Source organism: Paraburkholderia kururiensis JCM 10599 = LMG 19447, assembly GCF_003986935.1.
Lineage (GTDB): Bacteria > Pseudomonadota > Gammaproteobacteria > Burkholderiales > Burkholderiaceae > Paraburkholderia > Paraburkholderia kururiensis.
Genome location: NZ_RJZE01000012.1, coordinates 18,023 through 38,280, shown reverse-complemented (window position 1 = coordinate 38,280; position 20,258 = coordinate 18,023). Strand labels below are relative to the sequence as shown.

20 protein-coding genes are annotated in these 20,258 nt (G+C 66.2%); 8 read left to right on the top strand and 12 right to left on the bottom strand.

The window, feature by feature from the left end:
- Nucleotides 1-18 precede the first annotated feature (18 nt).
- Nucleotides 19-1,548, bottom strand: a complete 1,530-nt coding sequence (gene glpD / locus PKKP23_RS15835) for a glycerol-3-phosphate dehydrogenase (RefSeq protein WP_126877608.1) — start codon at nt 1,546-1,548, stop codon at nt 19-21.
- A gap of 292 nt (nt 1,549-1,840) precedes the next feature.
- Between glpD and PKKP23_RS15830 the strand changes: the two genes are divergently transcribed.
- Nucleotides 1,841-2,203: a hypothetical protein gene (locus PKKP23_RS15830; protein WP_126877711.1), complete on the top strand. Its 363-nt coding sequence runs from the start codon at nt 1,841-1,843 to the stop codon at nt 2,201-2,203.
- A gap of 260 nt (nt 2,204-2,463) precedes the next feature.
- On the opposite strand, the gene PKKP23_RS15825 is transcribed toward PKKP23_RS15830, so the two are convergent.
- Entirely contained in the window at nt 2,464-2,661 is a 198-nt protein-coding gene (locus tag PKKP23_RS15825) for a hypothetical protein (protein ID WP_017772738.1), read from the bottom strand.
- Between the two features lie 127 nt (nt 2,662-2,788).
- On the opposite strand from PKKP23_RS15825, the gene PKKP23_RS15820 reads away from it, so the two are divergent.
- On the top strand, nt 2,789-2,974 hold the full coding sequence (locus PKKP23_RS15820) for a hypothetical protein (protein ID WP_126877607.1): 186 nt from the start codon (nt 2,789-2,791) through the stop codon (nt 2,972-2,974).
- Between the two features lie 71 nt (nt 2,975-3,045).
- On the opposite strand, the gene PKKP23_RS15815 is transcribed toward PKKP23_RS15820, so the two are convergent.
- Complete coding sequence (locus tag PKKP23_RS15815) at nt 3,046-3,825, bottom strand: DeoR/GlpR family DNA-binding transcription regulator (RefSeq protein ID WP_017772739.1); 780 nt, start codon at nt 3,823-3,825, stop codon at nt 3,046-3,048.
- A gap of 202 nt (nt 3,826-4,027) precedes the next feature.
- Between PKKP23_RS15815 and PKKP23_RS15810 the strand changes: the two genes are divergently transcribed.
- From PKKP23_RS15810 to PKKP23_RS15800, 3 genes are all read left to right on the top strand, one after another.
- A complete protein-coding gene (locus PKKP23_RS15810; protein WP_026121028.1) occupies nt 4,028-5,665 on the top strand; it encodes a gamma-glutamyltransferase family protein in 1,638 nt (545 codons plus the stop codon).
- 282 nt (nt 5,666-5,947) lie between these two features.
- On the top strand, nt 5,948-6,781 hold the full coding sequence (locus tag PKKP23_RS15805) for a ferritin-like domain-containing protein (protein ID WP_026121029.1): 834 nt from the start codon (nt 5,948-5,950) through the stop codon (nt 6,779-6,781).
- Between the two features lie 58 nt (nt 6,782-6,839).
- A complete protein-coding gene (locus PKKP23_RS15800) occupies nt 6,840-7,358 on the top strand; it encodes a hypothetical protein (protein WP_126877606.1) in 519 nt (172 codons plus the stop codon).
- Nucleotides 7,359-7,443: 85 nt separating this feature from the next.
- Here PKKP23_RS15800 and PKKP23_RS15795 read toward each other — a convergent pair whose 3' ends face one another.
- From PKKP23_RS15795 to PKKP23_RS15780, 4 genes are all read right to left on the bottom strand, one after another.
- A complete protein-coding gene (locus tag PKKP23_RS15795; protein WP_126877605.1) occupies nt 7,444-9,066 on the bottom strand; it encodes a DEAD/DEAH box helicase in 1,623 nt (540 codons plus the stop codon).
- 304 nt (nt 9,067-9,370) lie between these two features.
- Nucleotides 9,371-9,991: a PAQR family membrane homeostasis protein TrhA gene (trhA, locus tag PKKP23_RS15790; RefSeq protein ID WP_017772744.1), complete on the bottom strand. Its 621-nt coding sequence runs from the start codon at nt 9,989-9,991 to the stop codon at nt 9,371-9,373.
- Between the two features lie 180 nt (nt 9,992-10,171).
- Nucleotides 10,172-11,467: a c-type cytochrome gene (locus tag PKKP23_RS15785; RefSeq protein ID WP_017772745.1), complete on the bottom strand. Its 1,296-nt coding sequence runs from the start codon at nt 11,465-11,467 to the stop codon at nt 10,172-10,174.
- A gap of 21 nt (nt 11,468-11,488) precedes the next feature.
- Entirely contained in the window at nt 11,489-12,223 is a 735-nt protein-coding gene (locus tag PKKP23_RS15780; protein ID WP_042299509.1) for a c-type cytochrome, read from the bottom strand.
- 449 nt (nt 12,224-12,672) lie between these two features.
- Here PKKP23_RS15780 and PKKP23_RS15775 point away from each other — a divergent pair, with 449 nt between their 5' ends.
- The gene (locus PKKP23_RS15775) at nt 12,673-13,602 is read left to right on the top strand and encodes a CopD family protein (RefSeq protein WP_126877604.1); all 930 of its coding nucleotides are present in this window, start codon (nt 12,673-12,675) and stop codon (nt 13,600-13,602) included.
- Nucleotides 13,603-13,632: 30 nt separating this feature from the next.
- Here PKKP23_RS15775 and PKKP23_RS15770 read toward each other — a convergent pair whose 3' ends face one another.
- The 3 genes from PKKP23_RS15770 to dgoD all read right to left on the bottom strand — a co-directional run bounded on the left by PKKP23_RS15770 (nt 13,633) and on the right by dgoD (nt 15,634).
- Nucleotides 13,633-13,860, bottom strand: coding sequence for a YodC family protein (locus PKKP23_RS15770; RefSeq protein WP_126877603.1), 228 nt, complete (start codon nt 13,858-13,860; stop codon nt 13,633-13,635).
- 71 nt (nt 13,861-13,931) lie between these two features.
- The gene (locus PKKP23_RS15765; protein WP_017772749.1) at nt 13,932-14,234 is read right to left on the bottom strand and encodes a hypothetical protein; all 303 of its coding nucleotides are present in this window, start codon (nt 14,232-14,234) and stop codon (nt 13,932-13,934) included.
- A gap of 251 nt (nt 14,235-14,485) precedes the next feature.
- Nucleotides 14,486-15,634, bottom strand: a complete 1,149-nt coding sequence (dgoD, locus tag PKKP23_RS15760; protein WP_017772750.1) for a galactonate dehydratase — start codon at nt 15,632-15,634, stop codon at nt 14,486-14,488.
- Nucleotides 15,635-15,944: 310 nt separating this feature from the next.
- Here dgoD and PKKP23_RS15755 point away from each other — a divergent pair, with 310 nt between their 5' ends.
- Nucleotides 15,945-16,622, top strand: coding sequence for a FadR/GntR family transcriptional regulator (locus PKKP23_RS15755; protein ID WP_126877710.1), 678 nt, complete (start codon nt 15,945-15,947; stop codon nt 16,620-16,622).
- A 15-nt stretch (nt 16,623-16,637) separates the two neighbouring features.
- Here the strand turns inward: PKKP23_RS15755 and PKKP23_RS15750 are convergent, their stop codons facing one another.
- Both PKKP23_RS15750 and PKKP23_RS15745 read right to left on the bottom strand, forming a co-directional pair.
- Nucleotides 16,638-17,936 carry an MFS transporter gene (locus tag PKKP23_RS15750; RefSeq protein WP_126877602.1) on the bottom strand — a complete coding sequence of 433 codons (1,299 nt, stop codon included), beginning with the start codon at nt 17,934-17,936 and terminating at the stop codon, nt 16,638-16,640.
- 124 nt (nt 17,937-18,060) lie between these two features.
- Nucleotides 18,061-19,155, bottom strand: coding sequence for a tartrate dehydrogenase (locus PKKP23_RS15745; RefSeq protein WP_126877601.1), 1,095 nt, complete (start codon nt 19,153-19,155; stop codon nt 18,061-18,063).
- Nucleotides 19,156-19,305: 150 nt separating this feature from the next.
- Between PKKP23_RS15745 and PKKP23_RS15740 the strand changes: the two genes are divergently transcribed.
- Complete coding sequence (locus tag PKKP23_RS15740) at nt 19,306-20,244, top strand: LysR family transcriptional regulator (protein ID WP_126877600.1); 939 nt, start codon at nt 19,306-19,308, stop codon at nt 20,242-20,244.
- The last annotated feature ends 14 nt before the right edge of the window (nt 20,245-20,258 follow it).

Genomic DNA, 20,258 nt, shown 5'->3' with positions numbered 1-20,258 from the left:
GGCCTCAAGCCTTAAACCTCACGCCGCCCGTGCCGCCGGCTCTTGCGCGAACCACGCGTCGATGTCGGCCGTGACTGCGGCGAGCGTGCCCGGCTCCACGTGCAGGCCGAGCTTCGAGCGGCGCCACAGCACGTCCTGCGCGCTGCGCGCCCATTCGACGTCGCGCAGATAGCGGAGTTCGGCTTCGTAGAGCCCCGGCGCGAAGGCGCGGCCCAGCTCGGCAAGCGAGTGCGCATGGCCGACCACGTTCGTCGCGCGCGTGCCGTAGGCGCGCGCGTAGCGCCGCGCGAGATCGGCGGGCAGCCATGCGTGCTCGCGCTGAAAGCGCGCGAGGAAACCTTCGAAGTTCGCGCGTTCGATGTCGCCGCCCGGCAGCGGCGCACCCGCGGTCCAGGTCGGCGCTTGCTGGCCGAGTGCACCCGCGAGCGTATCGACGGCCTCTTCGGCCAGCTTGCGAAACGTCGTGATCTTGCCGCCGAACACCGAGAGCAGCGGCGCGGTGCCTTCGGGCGCGTCGAGTTCGAGCTTGTAGTCGCGCGTGACGGCCGACGGGTTGTCGGCGTTTTCGTCTTCCAGCAGCGGACGCACGCCCGAGTAGGTCCAGCAAACATCCGCCGGCGCAATGTGGCGCTTGAAATAGCGGTTGATCGAATCGCAGAGGTACTGCACTTCGTTCGCGTCGATGGCCACGCGTGCCGGATCGTTGCGATATTCGATGTCCGTCGTGCCGATCAGCGTGAACTCGCGCTCGTACGGAATCGCGAAAATGATCCGCTTGTCCGGGTTCTGGAAGATGTAGGCGTGGTCGTGATCGAAAAGGCGCCGCGTGACGATGTGGCTGCCTTTCACGAGCCGCACGCTGTGCTGCGCGCCGCGCCCCAGCGCGCCGTGCAGCAGTTCGGCGACCCACGGGCCGGCGGCATTGGCGATGGCGCCGGCGCGCACGTCGAAGGAGGTGCCGTCGGTACGTTGCAGTTTCGCGTGCCACTCGTTGCCCGCGCGCACGGCGCTTACGAGCTTCGTGCGTGTCATGACGCGCGCGCCGTGTTCGCTCGCGTCGAGCGCGTTGAGCACGACAAGGCGAGCGTCGTCCACCCAGCCGTCCGAATACACGAAGCCGCGCCGGATCGAGTCGACGAGCGGCGCGCCCGCAGGATGCCGGCGCATGTCGATGCCGCGCGAGCCGGGCAGCAGTTCGCGCCTGGCGAGGTGATCGTAGAGGAAGAGACCGGCGCGGATCAGCCAGGCCGGGCGCAGATCCGGCATGTGCGGCATGACGAAGCGCAGGGGCCACATGATGTGCGGCGCCGCGCGCAGCAGCGTTTCGCGCTCCTGCAGCGCTTTGCGCACGAGTCCGAACTCGCGGTACTCCAGATAGCGCAGGCCGCCGTGGATCAGCTTCGTGCTGGCCGACGAGGTGTGCGCGGCGAGGTCGTCCTGTTCGCAGAGCAGTACCGAAAAGCCGCGGCCCGCGGCGTCGCGCGCGATGCCCGCGCCGTTGATGCCGCCGCCTACGACGAGCAGATCGAACCTTGATCCTTGCGTCACCTGCTGTGTCTCCGCGTGAGGGCCGGCGCTGCAATCGGACGATCGCCGGCGGGCCGGATGCCTGTTAGATGGGGATGAAGCGAAAAACTATCGAACCGATAGTTTTCGTTTTCGAACTTTAGTGAACAAATTCGAAAATGTAAAGTTCGAATCTGATGAATCCTGCCCTGCCGGTGGCACGCCGGGGCGCGAGCGGCGATACTCGGTGCCGTAGCCGCGCCTCGCCGTGTGGGAGGCCGCGAACCACGAGCAAAGGAGGATTGAGGTGAAGACGATCTGGGCAATGGCGGGAATGGTGGGCGCCGCGGCGCTGCTGAGCGGGTGCATCAGCACGTCGGCGGACGTGGCGGGCGGGTGGGGCGCGCCGTCGCTCGCGTCATTGCAGGAGATGTGCGGCGCGCCGTCCACCGATTACGGCAACGACGCGCAACCGGTCTACTCGACGCTGCTGGACGCTTATGTGGCGAGCCGGCACCGCCGCATCTCGAAGGACGAATACTGCGCGTTCCAGACGCTCATCGCGCAGCGCTACGCGACGCTGGCCGCGAGCGGCGATCCGAAGCTGCGCAACCAGTGGGTGATGTTCTTCAACGATCAGCGGGCCAACGCGCTCAGCTGGCGCGCGGCCGTGGACCCGACGCTGCGGGCGGGGTGAGCCGAGGGATAGATGAGGGCCTGGACGCAAAAAAAGTCACGCGACCTCGAAGCGAGCGGGCCGCGTGACTGTCATTGCAGGCACACGTGCGCACTGACTGTCGTGTGCCTGCGTCGGGGAGGGTCGTGCAGCAAACCGGCGCCTGGGCAGGAAGCCACTGCACGGATTCGAAAAGGGACTACCGGCTCGCAGGTTACCCGCCGGCCACACGCAGGGCGACCGGCAAGGCGGTGCGGGCGAAGCCCGCGCCAGCCAGCAGATCAGGAAAGACGCTTGATGGCGCGTAGCGCGGTATCGCCCGTTTCCGTGAGACGCCACCGCTGGTTGCCTGAAGCGAGCTTTTCGAGCTGAACGAGTTGTCGCTCGAGCAGCGCGTCCAGTTCTTCGCGCTCCATGTCGAGCTGGTTCGGAGCGTCCTTCACGAGCAGTAGCGTGGCGAATTCATGCGGGCTCAGCATCGTCGTCCTCTCCAGTGGGCCGGACCCGGCAGTCTCGCCGCGGCAACAGCCGGGGGCGAGGTGAACGGATACGGCGGAAGGCTTCGGCAGTGCCGCTGTCCGGCGTGAGAGCCGGGCTGGTGGGCCAATGCGCAACGCGCGTGGCCGCATGGCGGCGGGGAACTGGAGTGTAGTCAACCGCACACTGTTGTACAAACCGTGCCCTGAAAATTTTCCCTTTGACAAGCAGGCCATCGACAAGCGGTTTGGTCGCGCGGGCAAATCCTTGATTTCACTCGAAGTATTGCGTGCGGTGCAGCAAGCGCTCAGGTGAGCCGGCGCGCTGCGCAGTGGCTCACGTCGGCATCGGCGCACTTTGCCTGGGTGACGTGCTCACTTCGGTGCTCACTTCGCCACGTACACCTGGGTGCCGGTCTGCGTGAGCGTCTCGGTCATGTCGGCGGGCGGGGCTTCGTCGGTGAAAAGGGCGTGGACCTGGCTCAGGTGGCCCTGGCGCACGAGCGCCGGGCGGCCGAACTTCGAATGGTCGGTCACGAGGAAGACCGTGCGCGCATGCGACATGATGGCTTCGGCCACGCGCACCTCGCGCGTGTCGAAGTCGCGCAGCGTGCCGTCGGTCTCGATTCCCGAGGTGCCGATGATCGCGAAGTCCACCTTGAACTGGCGGATGAAGTCGATGGCTAGCTCCCCCACGATCCCCTTGTCCCACGGGCGCACGATACCGCCTGTGATCAGCACCTCGCAGTCCGGGTAGCCGCTCATCATGCTGGCCACGTTGAGGTTGTTCGTGATGACGCGCAGGCCGCGATGACGGTTCAGCGCGCGTGCCACTTCCTCGGTCGTGGTGCCCAGGTTGATGAAGAGCGATGCCTGGTCGGGAATGTGCGTGGCGGCGAGCGCGGCGATGCGGCGTTTTTCCTCGTGGAACATGCGCTGGCGCGCGGTGTAGGAGACGTTCTCCGAACTCGTGGGCAGGGTGGCGCCGCCGTGGTATCGCCGCAGGAGGTTCAGGTCGGCGAGCCAGTTGACGTCGCGCCGGATGGTTTGCGGCGTGACGTCGAAATGCGCCGCCAGGTCGTCCACGGTGACGAAGCCGTCGCGCTGCACCCATTCGAGCAGTTCCTGTTGGCGTGCGTTCAGGGTGAGGCGGGGGTCTCGTGTCATGGTGTCTGTGCCGGTGGCGCGTACAGGCGCATCTCGTTGTTGTGCGGGTCGGCGTATTTTAAGACTTCCCCGCCTTGCGCCGGATTCAGATGCAACCCGCATTTATTCATGCCATAAATGAATTTGCGCTTTGAACGGCTTCACGCTGCAATGTTCGGTTTCGCTGCTCCGCCTTCCGCCACCTGGCCACACTGGAAACAACATGACACGCTTTAACTGGCACAACCCCTATCCCACGCCCCGCCTGCCTGTGTTCGCCCGCAACATCGTGTCCACCTCGCATCCGCTGGCCGCGCAGGCCGGACTGCGCATGCTGTGGAAAGGCGGCAATGCGGTGGACGCGGCGATTGCCGCCGCAGCCGCCATTACCGTGGTCGAGCCCGTTTCGTGCGGCCTGGGCGGCGATGCCTTTGCGCTGGTCTGGGATGGCGCCAGGCTGCATGGCCTCAATGCGTCGGGTGTGGCGCCGGCCGCGTGGAACGTCGATTACTTCCGGCGCCGCTACGGCGAGGAAAACGGCCTTGCGATGCAACCCAAGCGCGGCTGGGACGCCGTGACGGTGCCCGGCGTGATTGCCGGCTGGGAGGCGTTGCACGCGAAGTTCGGCTCCCTGCCGTTCGCGGACCTGATGGAGCCCGCCATCGAGATTGCCGAGCGCGGCCATGCGGTGGCGAGCATCGTCGCCTACAAATGGGCGGCCGCGGTGCCGGAGCTCAAAGATCAGCCCGGTTTTGCCGCCGCGTTCATGCCGCACGGCCGCGCGCCCGAGGTGAGCGAGCTCGTGCGTTTTCCCGGCCACGCGAAGACCTTGCGCATGCTGGCGGCCCAAGGCCCGCGCGCCTACTACGAGGGCGAGATCGCCGAACGCATTGCCGCGTTCGCGCGCGAGGGCGGCGGCGCGCTGACGCTGGACGACCTGCGCAACTACCGCGCCGACTGGGTCGAGCCCATTTCCAAAGACTATCGCGGCTACACCGTGCACGAAATTCCGCCGAACGGCCAGGGCATCGCGGCGTTGATCGCGCTCGGCATCCTCGCCCAGTTCGACGTGAGCGCGATCCAGGTGGACAGCGTCGAGTCGCAGCATCTGCAGATCGAGGCCATGAAGCTCGCGTTCGCCGACGTGTACCGCTACGTGGCGGACCCGCGTTCCATGGAGGTCACACCGCAGCAGATGCTCGACGACGCGTATCTCGCCGAGCGCGCCAGGGTGATCGACCCGAAGCGCGCGACGCATTTCGACTTCGGTATGCCGAAGGCGGGCGGCACGATCTACCTCAGCGCCGCCGACGAGCGCGGCATGATGGTGAGCTTCATCCAGTCGAACTACATGGGCTTCGGGTCGGGCATCGTGGTGCCGGACATGGGCATCTCGATGCAGAACCGCGGCTGTGGATTCTCGATGGACCCGAAGTCGCCGAACGTCGTGGAAGGCGGCAAGCGGCCGTTCCACACCATCATCCCGGCGTTCCTCACGCAGCGCGTGGAAGGCCGTGAGGAAGCGGTGATGAGCTTCGGCGTGATGGGCGGCGACATGCAGCCGCAAGGGCACCTGCAGTCCATCGTGCGGATGCTCGACTACGGCCAGCAGCCGCAGGCTGCGTGCGACGCGCCGCGCTGGAAGGTGAACCGCGACTTCACGCTCGACGTCGAAGCCACGCTCGACCCCGCCTGCGCCCGCGCGCTCGAGGCGCGCGGCCATACGATCAAGTCCGTCGACGACCCGTACATGGATTTCGGCTCCGGCCAGTACATCTGGCGTCTCGACCGCAACGAGCCGGAGCGCGGCTACGTCGCCGCGAGCGACAGCCGCCGCGACGGCCTTGCCGCCGGGTTCTGAGTTCGGGAGCGGGCCCGAGGCCGAAAGCCAGGGCCGGGCCCGCTCTCCACAGAGAAACCTTCTCCATTACAACGGAATATTTCAAACAGCTTCTTGCCGGAACTGCCGTGCGTAGGTACGGTCTGTGCTCTTTAACTGCAGATTCGCGAAACAACAGCTAAGATGCAGCATGAAAGGGTATGACGTTTCAATGACGTTTCACCGGCGGAAGCGGACCACCGTGCGAACCAACCCGGTGGCGTTTGTGCTCTTCTGCCGGTGTCGCCTTGGGAGCACGAAACAATGCGCACTGACATCGAACCTCGCCATGTAATGACCTGGCGTATCGAAGACATCGACCTCTCCCGTATAGACCGACAGCGTGCCGCTGCCAACGAAGACCTGCTGCTGCTGTTGTGTGCGGCCTCGTTCATCGAGAGCGGCACCGACCTCTACACGCGCAACCTGAGTTTGTTCTTCGACGACGACCCGGAAGTCTCGGCGTGGCTCAACAACGAATGGGAGCACGAAGAGCTCCAGCACGGCCGCGCGCTGAAGACTTACATCGCGCACGTGTGGCCGGAGTTCGACTGGGACACCGCGTTCCACAACTTCTTCGACGAATACTCGAAGACCTGCAGCGTCGAGGAATTCGAGAAGACGCGGGCGCTGGAAATGGTGGCGCGCTGCGTCGTGGAAACGGGCACCGCCACGCTGTATCGCGCGATCAACGAGTGTTCGGACGAGCCCGTGCTCAAAGAGATCACGGACAACATCCGCACCGACGAAGTGCGCCACTACAAGCACTTTTTCAAGTACTTCAAGAAGTACAACAAGATCGAGGGCAACGGCCGGCTCGCCGTGCTCGGGGCGCTGATGCGCCGGGTCATGGAGATCAAGAACGAGGACTCGGAGATCGCGCTGCGCCACGTCTTTGCGATTCGCTATCCCGAGCGCGTGCACGACTCCGCCTATAACCGCGAGCGTTCGGCGCGCGTGAACGCGCTCGTGCGGCGCAATCTGTCTGCGGACATGTGCGTGAAGATGCTGCTCAAGCCGCTGGAGCTGCCCGCGAAAATCCAGCCCGGCGTGCATTACCCGCTCGCCAAGATCACGCAGCACGTGTTCTTCCGATGAGGGCTGCTTGCCTCGGGCGGGGCGTTTATCGGAGGGCGAGGCAACGCGGCGCGGCATCATGAGCGACCCGACTACGCGCAACAACGCGCTGCAACAGCAGACCTTCGACGTCTGGCCGGATGCGCTGCGTGCGCTCTTCGACGGTACGTCGCTTGCCGGCAAGGTCGGGTTCACGGCATCACTCGTGACCATCGGTGAGGGCGGACGTCCGCGCACGGCGTTGCTGGGTATCGGAGAACTCTACGCGCCGGGGCCGCGCACGCTTTGCCTCGCATTGTGGCCGCAGTCGCGGGCAGCGCAAGCGCTGGCGGTGCGAGGCACTGCCGCGCTCACGTTCGTGTTCGAGGGCGCCTTCTATCAGGCGCAGCTCGATGTCGAGCCCATGCAACGCGCAAGCGAAGCCGCACTGCCGCTGGTCTGTTTCAAGGGCACGCTTGCCGCAGGCGAAGTGCAGCGCGTGAACTATGCGCGGCTCACGGGCGGGATTCGTTTCGAACTCGAAGAAGGGATGCGGGAAGCGGCGTTGCGCCGCTGGGAAGAACAGATCGCGCTGCTCAAGCGCGCATCGGAAGGATAGAGCGCTGGACGCACGACATGGCGTCCAGCGCGTTCAGCAACGCGCCGCGGTCGGCGCGTGCTTCACGACATCACAACGTAGACGATCAACGGTTGCCCGAGGCGTTGCCGCGTGCCTTGCCGCCGAGCAACGCGCCCGGGTTGCCTTGCGGCTTGCGCGAACCGCGCGCGGCGCCGCCGTCTTGATCGCGGCGGGGTGCGTCCTTGCGAGCGTTGCCGGCGCCGTATCCGTTCGATCCGCCATGTCCTTGCTTGACGGGCTTGACGGGCTTGGCGGTACGCGGTTCCTGCGCGCGCGCGTGGCCGCTGCTGTTCCCGTTGGCGCGTGCGTCGCTCTGTCCATTCGCGCCCTGGCCGCTTCGGCCCGTGCCGCCCTGTGCGTTGCCGCGCGGATGCGCGGCGCCCTTTTGCGTGGGCTTCGCAGCGGGCGCGGCTCCACGCGGCGCTTCTCGTGCAGCTTCCCGCTTCGGCGCGCGCGGTGCGCCGCCTTGCGGCCGCGCTTGTCCGTCGCGCGGCTGGGAACGTCCGCCGCCCTGGCCGCGGCGCAGGATAGGTTCCGGCTTCGCGTCCGGATCCGGCTCGAAGCCGGGAATCACTTCCTGCGGCACCGGGCGCTTGATGAGCCGCTCGATGTCCTTCAGCAACTGCAACTCGTCCACGCAGACGAGCGACACCGCCTCGCCCGTCGCGCCCGCGCGCCCCGTGCGGCCGATACGGTGGACGTAGTCCTCCGGCACGTTGGGCAGGTCGAAGTTAACGACGTGCGGCAACTGATCGATGTCGATGCCGCGTGCCGCGATGTCTGTCGCGACCAGCACCTGGAGCGTGCCGTCCTTGAACTCGGCCAGCGCCCGCGTGCGCGCGGACTGACTCTTGTTGCCGTGAATGGCCAGCGCGGTGATGCCGTCCTTCGTGAGCTGTTCCGCGAGGCGGTTCGCGCCGTGCTTCGTACGCGTGAACACGAGCACCTGGAACCAGTTGTGTTGGCGGATCAGGTGCGTGAGCAGTTCGCGCTTGCGATCGCGGTCCACGGGGTGCACCTTCTGCGCGACCGTTTCCGCGGTCGTATTGCGACGCGCGACTTCGATCAGCGCGGGCGAGTCGAGCAGATTGTCGGCGAGCGCCTTGATCTCGTCGGAGAAGGTGGCCGAGAACAGCAGGTTCTGGCGCTTCGCGGGCAGCTTCGCGAGCACGCGCTTGATGTCGTGGATGAAGCCCATGTCGAGCATGCGGTCGGCCTCGTCGAGCACGAGGATTTCGAGATGCGAGACGTCGATCGTCTTCTGCTGCATGTGATCGAGCAGGCGACCCGGCGTGGCCACGACGATATCGACGCCACGCCTGAGCGCATCGATCTGCGGATTGATGCCGACGCCGCCGAACATCACCGTCGACTTCAGCTTCAGATACTTGCCGTAGGCGCGCACGCTCTCTTCGACCTGGGCCGCGAGTTCGCGCGTCGGCGTGAGGATCAGCGCGCGCACGACGCGTTTGCCGCCGGGCGCGGGCGGCATGGTGGAAAGGCGCTGCAGGATGGGCAGCGTAAAGCCGGCTGTCTTGCCGGTGCCGGTCTGTGCGCCGGCGAGCAGGTCGCCGCCGCCGAGCACGGCCGGAATGGCTTGGGTCTGGATCGGAGTGGGCGACGTATAGCCGAGTTCGTGAACGGCGCGGACGAGCGGTTCGGACAAGCCGAGAGAATCGAAAGACATAAACACCTGTTTGCAATGCAGTGACGCGAGGGGCGACGCGCGCAGCGTCTCGCATGACGGCCGCGCGTCGCCGCTGCACAGCCTGAATACGGTCTGAACGAGGCTGTGGCGGCGTGCGCGGTGGCATGCCTTGTCGTGCGCGGCGATGCGTAAAAGCACCCGCCCTTCGCGGTAAAAACCGGGCGGCACGCCAGTGCGCGTGCCGAAGAAGTCGACGGCCTATCGAGACACGTCGGCTGGCTTTAAGTTGCATCGCGCTGCCGCTGACACTGCGGCGGCAGCGCGAGGGTTGGGCCGTGGCGCCTTACGCGACGTAGCGCGCGACGCTCACGAACTGGCAGAGGCTGCCGGCGAGGACGAACAGATGCCAGATTCCGTGTCCGTGCCGGATGCGCTCGTCGTTGATGAAGAAGTAGATCCCAAGGCTGTATATCACACCGCCGGCCACGAGCCATGCGGTGCCGCCGGCGGGCAGGGCATGCACGAGCGGCTTGACTGCGACGAGCGCAAGCCATCCCATCGCCACATACAGCACCATCGATACAGCCCGCGTGCGCCGCCCGAGCGTCAGCTCCTGCACGATGCCGAGCGCGGCGAGCCCCCAGCTTACGCCGAACAGCGACCAGCCCCACGGCCCGCGCAGCGTGACGAGCGTGAACGGCGTGTAGCTGCCCGCGATCAGCAGATAGATGGCCGAGTGATCGCACTTTTGCAGCACCGCCTTGAGCTTCGGTCCGCGCGCCACGTGGTACAGCGTGGAAATGGTGTAGAGCGCGACGAGCATCGCGCCGTACACGCTGAAGCTGACGATCTTGTACGCGTCGCCGTCCACCGCGCCCATCGTGACGAGCGTTGCCAGTCCGGCGGCGGAGAGTACGGCGCCGACGAGGTGCGTAATGCTGTTGAAACGCTCGCCGGTGTGCATGCTGGTTCCTTCTTCCTTTCTGTGATGGCTGCAGACCTTACGCGCCAATGGTTCCGGTGCGACGGACCGCTGTTGCGCGGTCCGTAATGCATCAAACAAGCCCCACAAAAAACAGGGGGCGCCGCCTGCGATATCCGCCGGCTGCGCCCCCGGGTACTGCGATTGGCGTCAGCGCGTCGCTCAGTCGAGCGGCGCCGAACGCAGATCGGCAACCTGTTGCGGCGACACCGGCGCGCCCTTGTTACCCCAGGACATGCGGATGTAGGTAACCACCGCGGCTACTTCCTGATTCGACAGCGCCTGCGCGAACGGCGGCATCCCATACGGCTTCGGATTGACCGAGGTGCTCGGCGGATAGCCGCCGTTGAGCACCATGCGGATCGGGTTGACCGCCGACTGCATCTGGATCGACTGGTTGTTCGCGAGCGGCGGGAACGCAGGCGGTTTGCCAAGACCGTTCTCCGCGTGGCACTTCGCACACTGGTCGTTGTAGATCTTCTTGCCTTGCTCCAACAGTTCGCTGCCGTACGCTTGCGACGTTTCCAGCTGGAGCGGTTCGGGTGCTTCGCTCTTCTGCGGGATCGTCTTCAGGTACGTGGACATGGCGTGAATGTCGTCGTCCGAGAGGTACTGCAAGCTGTTGTGCACGACTTCGGCCATCGGACCGAACACGGCGCCGCGCTGCGACACGCCCGTCTTCAGCAGGTCGGCGACGTCCTTGATGTCCCAGGCGCCGAGGCCGCCTTCACTCGACGTGAGCGAAGGCGCATACCAGTTCTGCAGCGGAATCAGGCCGCCCGCGAACGCCGCCGAGTTCACCGGACCACCCATCATGTTGATGGAGGTGTGGCACATGCCGCAGTGGCCGAGGCCTTCAACCAGATACGCGCCGCGGTTCCATTCCACCGAGCGGGTGGGGTCCGGCTTGTATTCGCCTTCGCGGAAGAAGAGCGTGCGCCAGCCGATCAGCAGGTTACGGTTGTTGAACGGGAACTTGAGCTCATGCGGACGGCTCGGCACGGAAACCGGCGGCACCGAACGCAGGTAAGCGTAGATGGCGTCCGAATCCGCGCGCGAAACCTTCGTGTAGCTCGTGAACGGGAACGCCGGATAGAGCAGGCTGCCGTCCTTCGAGCGGCCCGTGTGCATGGCGCGGTAGAAGTCGTCAGAACTCCACTTGCCGATACCGTACTGGTCGTCGGGCGTGATGTTGGGCGTGTAGAGCGTGCCGAACGGCGTGGCCATCGGCAGGCCGCCTGCGAACTGCTTGCCGCCGCGCACCGTGTGGCAGGCGATACAGTCGCCCGCGCGGGCCAGGTACTCGCCCTTCTTGATGAGCTCGGCCTGGTCGGCCGGCGTGGCGGCAACGGCGACGCCGTTGTGCAGATTGTCGCCGCCGGACCACAGCACCGGGACGAGTGCCGCGGCCGCCACGGCGACCACAGCGGAGAGTGCGAACAGGGACTTGCGTTTCATTTGGTTGTCTCTCCCGGCGCCTTATTGCGGTTCGCTGCCGCACGCGAGCGGCGTCTTCATCGAGCGGGCCGGAGCCGGAACGGGGTTTTGCGGAGCCGGCTGCGTGGAGAGCCACGCGGCCACGGCGTTCACGTCTTCATCCGAAAGGCGCGTTGCAATGGTGTGCATGCAGTCCGGCGCCACGGCATGACGCGAGCCCGAGCGCCATGCGCCCAGCTGCGCGCTGATGTAGTCGGAGTGCAGGCCGACGAGACCCGGAATGGCGGGCTCCATGCCGGTCAGCGCCTTGCCGTGGCAAGCCGCGCAGGCCGGAATCTGCTTGCCGGCGTCGCCGTTCAGCACGATCTGGCGGCCGCGTTCGAGCGTCGAGGCGGGCACCGTCGGCTTTGCCGGCGTCGGGTACGGCGGACGCTGCTGGGAGAAGTACGTCGCGATCTCGTGGAGGTAGTCGTCCGAGAGATACGTGACGAGGTAATTCATGGGCGGATACTTCCGGCGGCCTTCGCGGAAGTTCTGCAGCTGGTTGTACAGATACTGGGCCGGCTTGCCCGCGAGGCGCGGGAAGTAGTCGTTGTCGGTACCCTGGCCATGCGAGCCGTGGCACGCCGTGCAGCCTTGCACGCGAGCTTCCATCGTATCGGGGGCTTTGGGCTGGGTCGTCTGCGCATTCGCAGCACTGTAGACGCCTGCCGTGCCGGCCAGCAGAAGGGCGACGAGCGGGCGGAAAATGCGTCTTGAAGACACGCGTAACTCCATCAAAGGCGGGAACCTGACCGAGCTTCGATTGGCTCGGAATGAAGGCTGCGCGCGCCAGATGAAAGACGGCGGCGCTGCGGCGACGCAGCATTCTATCATCGATGGGTGAAGGTGACTATTTGCCACAGGCAACGGAGTTCCAGAGGGTGCGGCTGTGCGACAGTTTGACGCAGCGCCCACCGCAGGCCGGTCTGAGCGGTCTGCATGTTCGGCATCCGGGGCCGCTTGCGTGACGCGATAGCCGCAGCAGCCGTGCCCGCCACAACGGCGCCGATCATCGCTACCATCTTGGGCCGCAGTCTTGTCTGCGGTCGTTTGCTCACCTTGCCGTTGTTTCCCGCTCCAGCCCATTACCTCATGACGCCATTCGACTCCCTCTTGCCGCCGCGCACGACGTTGCGTGCCACGCTTTTCTCCCGTCAGCGTTTTGCAATGGCGGAGCGTGACCAATGACGATGGACTGGCTCTGGTTCGGGCAGGTCACGATGGCTGCCCTTGTCGACGTGGCATTCGCCTTTGCCGTGGGTTCGGCCCTGCTCGGCGCGTGGCTCGATAAAGACGGCCGGGCCGTGGCGGCGCCTGCGCATGTTGCCTCGATGCGTGCACAACGCTCCGCGGTGGCGGCCGCCGTCGCGCTGCTTCTCGCGCAACTGGCATGGCTGCTGTACGAAGCCGCAGCCGTGACCGGCGCGACGTTGACGGATGCCCTGGCCGCCGTGCCGACGCTGCTCGCGCAGACGCACGTGGGTCACGCGTGGGCGTTCGCGTTCGCGGCGTCCCTCGTGCTGCTCGTCACGACGCTTGTGCCGCATGCGGGCCGTTTGCGCGACGCGCTGTTGTGGCTGGCCGTGATCGCCGTCGCGGCGGGCCGGGCCGCGTCTGGCCATGCCGCCGATGACGGCCTTGCGTCGGCCGCGCTCGGTATCCAGACGCTCCATGTGCTCACGACCGGCGTCTGGGGCGGCCTCGTGATGTCGGCCGGATTCGCGGTGTTGCCCGCGCTCGGCGCGTCGACGGCGCGCGGCGTGTTGATTCGCATCGCCGGCCAGTTGTCGTCCACGTCGTTCGTTGCCGTGCTGTTCGTGATCGCGACGGGCGTGTTCCGTGCGGTGCGCGGGACGGGCGGATCGCTTGCGCCGCTCACGGGCAGCACGTGGGGTCATCTGCTCGTCTTCAAGCTCACGCTCGTTGCGCTGGCCGTGGTGCTGGGCGGGCTCAACCGCTTCCAGGCGCTGCCGCGCCTGCGCCGCACGGCATCGACCATGGACGCCCATACGTTCGCCAACGTGCTGTATCTCGAAGCGCTGGCCATCACGGGCGCGTTCATCGCAGCGGCTGCGCTCGCGCACAGCATGCCCGGCGCAATGGCGATGGGTTGAGAGAGAAAAGCCTCAGCGCGTGTGCGCAGATCAGGAGGCGAGCGACCAATGCGCGGCCACGAGCATGGCCTCGGGAAACATCTCCTGGCACAGCTCGCCCGCGTCGTCGAACCACTGGCAGATCGCCCAACGGCCCGCGTCGAAGAGCACGGGCCCGGCCCACATGACGGTCATCGTGCGTCCCGCCGACTTGAGCGCGACGACATCGCCGGCACGATACGCCGACTGTGCCGCCGCAGCAGTGGGTTTCTCAGCCACGGCAGGCGCAGTCCGCTCGATACACGGCGACCGCGTAGCCCAGGCGGCGCGCCGGTTGCGATGCGAGGCCCTCATTCGAAGCCGAGCCGATGACCGAGAATCGGCGCGCAGAACAGCGCTACAGCGCAGCCTGCCGCCTTGCCTTCGAGTTCCGCGAGCGCCACGCGCGACCCGTACATCTGCGTGAGCAGATCGAACAGTTGCGGCAGGCAGTACAGCACCGCCGCCGCGACGAAGCACTTGCCGACCAGACCGATCTGCCAGCCGCGCTCGAACGCGACGGCCGCGCCGATCACGCGCAGCACGCCGAACGCGAACAGCGCGCCGACTGCCGCCTGTTCGCGGATCAGATAGTCCGGAAGGAACTCGCCCATGTGCACTCCTTGTTTTTGCTGTCGTTTGCACGCTGATCAGCAAGGAGTGGGCCAGAGGTGCGCCGCGCGTCACGGGCGCAGTCGCAAAGCCTTATGGGGCAAGCAAAGCCGGTGAGCGCTCCGGCCAACACGCGTGTGTGAGCCGGCGAACACGGGCCTGAAAAAACGCGGGATACGTTACGTAACCGAAACGTGTCCCGCGCGATGTCACGTAACGGGCGAGCCCCGCAATCGCGCTCGCCCGCGCAGCGTCACCACTCGGCGACGCTGCCGTCGGAATGGCGCCACACGGGATTGCGCCAGCGGTGGCCCACCTTCGCCATCTCGCGGACCTTCTCCTCGTTCACGTCGATGCCGAGGCCCGGGCCCTGCGGAATCGAAACGAAGCCGTCTTCGTAGCGGAACACTTCGGGATTGCGGATGTAGTCGAGCAGGTCGTTGCCCTGGTTGTAGTGAATGCCGAGGCTCTGCTCCTGGATGAACGCGTTGTAGCTCACTGCGTCGATCTGCAGGCACGTGGCGAGCGCGATGGGGCCGAGCGGGCAATGCAGCGCGAGCGCGACGTCGTAGGCTTCCGCCATCGACGCGATCTTGCGGCACTCGGTGATGCCGCCCGCGTGCGACGCGTCGGGCTGAATGATGTCGACGTAGCCGCCCGCCAGAATGTGCTTGAAGTCCCAGCGCGAGTAGAGCCGCTCGCCGAGCGCAATGGGCGTGTTGGTCTGGTTGACGATGTCGCGCAACGCTTCCACGTTCTCCGAGAGTACCGGCTCTTCGATGAAGAGCAGACGATACGGGTCCAGCTCTTTCGCGAGCACTTTGGCCATGGGCTTGTGCACGCGGCCATGGAAGTCGACGCCGATACCCACATGCGGGCCCACGGCTTCGCGCACGGCCGCCACGTTGGCGATCACGCCTTCCACTTTCTCGAAGGTGTCGATGATCTGCAGCTCTTCGGAGCCGTTCATCTTCACCGCCTTGAAGCCGCGCTCCACCACGGCGCGCGCGTTGTTCGCGACGTCGTGCGGACGGTCGCCGCCAATCCACGAATAGACCTTGATACGGTCGCGCACCTGGCCGCCCAGCAGCGCATGCACGGGCACGCCGTGGTGCTTGCCTTTGATGTCCCACAGCGCCTGGTCGATGCCCGCAATCGCGCTCATCGAAATCGGACCGCCCCGGTAGAAGCCGGCGCGGTACATGACCTGCCAGTGGTCTTCGATCAGCAGCGGGTCTTTGCCGACGAGATAGTCCGCGAGTTCGTGGACGGCCGCTTCCACGGTATGGGCGCGCCCTTCGACAACGGGCTCGCCCCAGCCGACGATGCCTTCGTCCGTTTCGATCTTGAGGAAGAGCCAGCGCGGCGGGACGATGAACGTTTCGAGGCGGGTGATCTTCATGGCGATGTCTCCTTGCGAATGCCGTGACTGCGCGGCGGCCGTTGGCGTGAGGAAGGCAGCGGCGCCGCGTCGAGTGGCGATATCCTAGCGCAAAACCTAAAACAGTACTATTAATAGTATTATTCGACCGCGCGATACTGGGCCGGGCTGCGTCTTGCGGTCGAGCATGCTCCACGAGCCGCGGATGTCCGATAATCGCGGTCGTTTTCACCCGGCTGCGGGTGCAAGACCGGCCGCCGGCAAACGGCGACCCAGCCAGGACCGGCGCTGCGAGCCGGCCGTACAAGTACAAGCACAACGGAGAACAGCCATTCAGAACGATCTGCACGGCCGCGTGGCATACGAACTTGCCACGGCCATTCTGCGCGGCGACTATGCGCCGGGATCGGTCCTTCCGCGTGAAGCGGAACTCATGGAGACCTTTGGCGTGAGCCGCACGGTGTTGCGCGAGGCGCTGCGCACGCTGACGTCGAAGGGTCTGGTGGAGTCGCGACCGCGGGTGGGTACGCGTGTGCGTCCACGCGACGCCTGGAACCTGCTCGATGCCGACCTGCTCAACTGGTACGCGCGCGTGGCGCCGCCGCTCAAGTTCGCGATGAAACTGCAGGAAATGCGCGAAATGATCGAGCCTTATGCCGCCGCGCTCGCCGCCGCTGCGCACGACGAAGCCGCACTCGCCGCGATTGCCGACGCGCACGCCGCGATGGCGGCCGCCCGCAACGAGGACGAATGGGTGCGCGCGGACCTGCAATTCCATCTGAGCGTGCTGGACGCGTGCTGCAACGAACTGCTCATTCCGCTGGGCGCGTTGATCGAGCGCACGCTGGAGGCGCAATTGCGTGTGAACGCCAAGCGCGCCGACGTGTTCAACGCCGCGTTGCCCGACCACACCGCTGTGCTCGAAGCCATTCAGGCCCGCGACACGGTGCGCGCGCGAGAAACCATGACGGCGTTGCTCTCCACCACGCGTGCTCGCATGGAGGAGTAAGCCGCGAGGCTGCGCCTACTGCACAGCTTGCGGATGTCTGCGCAAGCCGCCGCGCGCAATCGCAAGCGTGAGCACGGCCGACAGGCCAAGACTCGCCGCGACGACATAGAGGCCCGCGGCGTAGCCGCCCGTCACGGACTTGAGCCAGCCGATGGCGAACGGCCCGACGAAGCCGCCCAGGTTGCCGATCGAATTGATCATCGCGATGCCTGCCGCCGCGCCCGCTCCCGAGAGGAACGAGGCCGGCATGGCCCACAGCGGCGCCTTCGCAGCGCTGATGCCCACGTTCACGACGACGAGCGCCAGCACGACCTGGGCCGCCGTCTGCGCGACGCCGCAGAACGCGAGCCCCGCGGCGGCGGCCACGCATGGGATGGCAACGTGCCACGTGCGTTCACGTGCCCGGTCCGAATGGCGTGCCCACGCAATCATGCCCACCACCGCGAGTACGCTGGGTATCGCGTTGAGCATGCCCGTGCCAAACGCGCTGAAGCCGAACTGGCGGATGATGAGCGGCGCCCACAACCCAAGCGTATAAAGCCCCGCGGACGTGCCGAAGTAGATCAGCGCCATGACCAGCACGCGCGGATCGCGCAGCGCCCGCAGCGCGCCTTCGGTGTGGCCAGCCTGCGACTCGCGTTCGCGGTGCTCGTCACGCAGCGTGGCGACGAGCCAGGCCTTCTCCTCGGGCGCAAGCCACGTGGCCTTTTCCGGCGAATCCGTGAGCGCGCGCAGCACCACGAAGCCGAGCACGATGGCAGGCAGCGCTTCGATCAGAAAGAGCCATTGCCAGTTGCTGAGGCCAAGCATGGGCGGCAACTCCATCAACGCGCCCGAGACCGGCGAGCCGATCGCCGTGGAAAGCGGTGCCGCGGCCATGAACGCGGCGGCGGCCAGCGCGCGCTGCCGGGTGGGAAACCACTGGCTGAGATAAAGAATGATGCCGGGGAAGAAACCGGCTTCTGCCACACCGAGCAGGAAACGCAGCGCATAGAACGAGTGCGGCCCGCTCACGAACGCCGACGCCCCGGATACGAGCCCCCATGTGACCATCACGCGCGCGATCCACACCCGCGCGCCGACCTTGTTGAGAATGAGGTTCGACGGCACCTCGAAGAGGAAATAGCCCAGAAAGAAGATGCCGCCGCCCAGACCGAACATGGCCGGCGTGAGCCCGACGGCCTTGTTCATCGAGATCGCGGCAAAGCCCACGTTCACACGGTCCAGAAAGCTTACGAAGTAAAGGAGCATCACGAACGGCAGGATGCGCCACGTCAGCTTGCGCACGACGCGGGCGGGCAGGTCGGAAGTCATGGTCGTCTCCGGTGGAGGCCGCCTGCCGTGCGCAGCATGGCGCACGACGGCCGCTCTTCGTATGGTTGGTGTTGCTGAGTGTTGCCCTTGACTCGTGAGGTCAGAGCAACAAGCGGCAATGCGCTTAGGCAGCCTGCTGGATAAGCCCTGCGTGTTGCGCGATGTACGCGCAGACGGCGTCCGTCACCTGTGCCGTGGTCGCACTGCCGCCCAGGTCGCGCGTATGGAGCGCGGGGCTGGCGGTGACGTGCTCGATGGCCGACATCAGCACGCGGGCCGCAGCGGTTTCGCCGAGGTGTTCGAGCAGCATGACCGCCGACCAGAACGTGCCGATCGGATTGGCGAGCCCCTTGCCCATGATGTCGAATGCTGAGCCATGAATGGGCTCGAACATCGACGGGTAGCGGCGTTCGGGATCGAGGTTCGCCGTGGGCGCGATGCCGAGGCTGCCGGCCAGCGCGGCAGCCAGGTCGCTCAGGATGTCCGCATGCAGGTTGGTCGCGACGATGGTGTCGAGCGACGCGGGGCGGTTCACCATGCGCGCGGTGGCGGCATCCACGAGTTCCTTGTCCCAGCTGACATCGGGAAATTCCTTCGAGATCTGCACCGCGATCTCGTCCCACATCACCATGGCGTGGCGCTGCGCGTTGCTCTTCGTGATCACCGTGAGATGTTTGCGCGGACGCGATTGCGCGAGACGAAACGCGAAACGCAGAATCCGTTCGACGCCCGCGCGCGTCATCATCGAGACGTCGGTTGCCACCTCGATGGGGTGCCCCTGATGTGCGCGGCCGCCCACGCCCGAATACTCGCCTTCCGAGTTTTCGCGCACGATCACCCAGTCGAGGTCGGCGGGCGTGCAGCGTTTCAGCGGCGCGTCGATGCCGGGCAGGATGCGTGTGGGGCGCACGTTCGCGTACTGGTCGAAGCCCTGGCAGATCTTGAGGCGCAAGCCCCACAGCGTGATGTGGTCGGCAATGTGCGGGTCGCCGGCTGAACCGAACAGAATGGCGTCCTTGTTGCGCAGTGCGTCGAGCCCGTCGGCCGGCATCATGACGCCGTGTTCGCGATAGTAGTCGCCGCCCCAGTCGAAGTTCTCGAACTCGAATGCGAACGCGTCGGAACGCTGCGCGAGGGCTTCGAGCACGCGCTGGCCCGCCGGGACCACCTCCTTGCCGATGCCGTCGCCGGGAATGGTGGCAATGCGCCAGGTTTTCATGTCCGTGTGTCTCCATTAACGCTGTAGAAGTGGCGGCTATCGTCGCGCAGAAAGCCCCGCTGGGAACGGTGCTAGACTGAAACCGCTTTTAACCTCAGGTTAAGGATCGGTGCTCTTCGCCGCCGTTCTTCACGCCGTCCACTTCGCTCCATGGCCACCATCCAGCCCGACGATTTCGGTTTCTTTTCGACGCTCGCCGGCAGCGGCAGCCTCACCGCCGCCGCGCGCGAACTCGGTCTTTCTACGGCAGCGGTGAGCAAACATCTCGCACAGATGGAAGCGCGCGCGGGCGTCGCGCTCGTGAATCGCACCACGCGGCGTATGAGCCTCACACCCGAAGGCGAGCTGTATCTCGCCCGGGCGCGCCAGATTCTCAGCGAGATGGACGAACTTGCCGAGCTGCTCGGCGGCTCGCGCGCGGTGCCGAAGGGCCTCTTGCGCGTGAACGCGACGCTTGGCTTCGGCCGCAGTCACGTGGCGCCCGCGATCTCGCGATTCGTCGAGCGCTATCCCGAGGTGGAGGCGCAGTTGCAGCTTTCCGTCGACCCGCCACCGCTCAGCGACGACGCGTTCGACGTCTGCGTCCGTTTCGGCGAGCCGCCCGACGCGCGCGTGATTGCGCGACGCGTGGCGCCGAACCGGCGGCTGTTGTGCGCGTCGCCGGCGTATCTACGGCGGCACGCGGCGCCGAAGAGTCCGCGCGAACTCGCGCAGCACAACTGCATCGGCATTCGTCAGGGCGGGGACGGCTATGGCGTGTGGCGACTCACGAGCGGCCGCGGTGCCGCTCAGAAAACAGAGACGGTGAGGGTGCGCGGCAATCTCACGACGAACGACGGCGAGATCGCGGTGAAGTGGGCGCTCGACGGCCACGGCATCCTGATGCGCGCGGAGTGGGACATCGCGCCGTACCTGCGTGACGGGACGCTCGTGCAGGTGCTACCCGAGTACCGTACGCCGGGCGCCGACATCTATGCGGTCTACGCGCCGCATCATCAACTGTCGGCGCGCGTGCGGGCATTCGTGGATTTTCTCGCCGCGGAACTGACGCGGCCGGTGGGCAAGGGGAGGAAGCGGCGGGCAGCGTGAGGCGACGACGCTCG

Excerpts from the sequence above, each read along its gene's own strand:
- PKKP23_RS15830 (WP_126877711.1), top strand. The coding sequence starts at position 1,841 with ATGGTGGGCGCCGCGGCGCTGCTGAGCGGGTGCATCAGCACGTCGGCG.
- PKKP23_RS15825 (WP_017772738.1), bottom strand. The coding sequence starts at position 2,661 with ATGCTGAGCCCGCATGAATTCGCCACGCTACTGCTCGTGAAGGACGCT.
- PKKP23_RS15820 (WP_126877607.1), top strand. The coding sequence starts at position 2,789 with ATGCGCAACGCGCGTGGCCGCATGGCGGCGGGGAACTGGAGTGTAGTC.
- PKKP23_RS15815 (WP_017772739.1), bottom strand. The coding sequence starts at position 3,825 with ATGACACGAGACCCCCGCCTCACCCTGAACGCACGCCAACAGGAACTG.
- PKKP23_RS15810 (WP_026121028.1), top strand. The coding sequence starts at position 4,028 with ATGACACGCTTTAACTGGCACAACCCCTATCCCACGCCCCGCCTGCCT.
- PKKP23_RS15805 (WP_026121029.1), top strand. The coding sequence starts at position 5,948 with ATGCGCACTGACATCGAACCTCGCCATGTAATGACCTGGCGTATCGAA.
- PKKP23_RS15800 (WP_126877606.1), top strand. The coding sequence starts at position 6,840 with ATGAGCGACCCGACTACGCGCAACAACGCGCTGCAACAGCAGACCTTC.
- PKKP23_RS15795 (WP_126877605.1), bottom strand. The coding sequence starts at position 9,066 with ATGTCTTTCGATTCTCTCGGCTTGTCCGAACCGCTCGTCCGCGCCGTT.
- trhA (WP_017772744.1), bottom strand. The coding sequence starts at position 9,991 with ATGCACACCGGCGAGCGTTTCAACAGCATTACGCACCTCGTCGGCGCC.
- PKKP23_RS15785 (WP_017772745.1), bottom strand. The coding sequence starts at position 11,467 with ATGAAACGCAAGTCCCTGTTCGCACTCTCCGCTGTGGTCGCCGTGGCG.
- PKKP23_RS15780 (WP_042299509.1), bottom strand. The coding sequence starts at position 12,223 with ATGGAGTTACGCGTGTCTTCAAGACGCATTTTCCGCCCGCTCGTCGCC.
- PKKP23_RS15775 (WP_126877604.1), top strand. The coding sequence starts at position 12,673 with ATGACGATGGACTGGCTCTGGTTCGGGCAGGTCACGATGGCTGCCCTT.
- PKKP23_RS15765 (WP_017772749.1), bottom strand. The coding sequence starts at position 14,234 with ATGGGCGAGTTCCTTCCGGACTATCTGATCCGCGAACAGGCGGCAGTC.
- dgoD (WP_017772750.1), bottom strand. The coding sequence starts at position 15,634 with ATGAAGATCACCCGCCTCGAAACGTTCATCGTCCCGCCGCGCTGGCTC.
- PKKP23_RS15750 (WP_126877602.1), bottom strand. The coding sequence starts at position 17,936 with ATGACTTCCGACCTGCCCGCCCGCGTCGTGCGCAAGCTGACGTGGCGC.
- PKKP23_RS15745 (WP_126877601.1), bottom strand. The coding sequence starts at position 19,155 with ATGAAAACCTGGCGCATTGCCACCATTCCCGGCGACGGCATCGGCAAG.
- PKKP23_RS15740 (WP_126877600.1), top strand. The coding sequence starts at position 19,306 with ATGGCCACCATCCAGCCCGACGATTTCGGTTTCTTTTCGACGCTCGCC.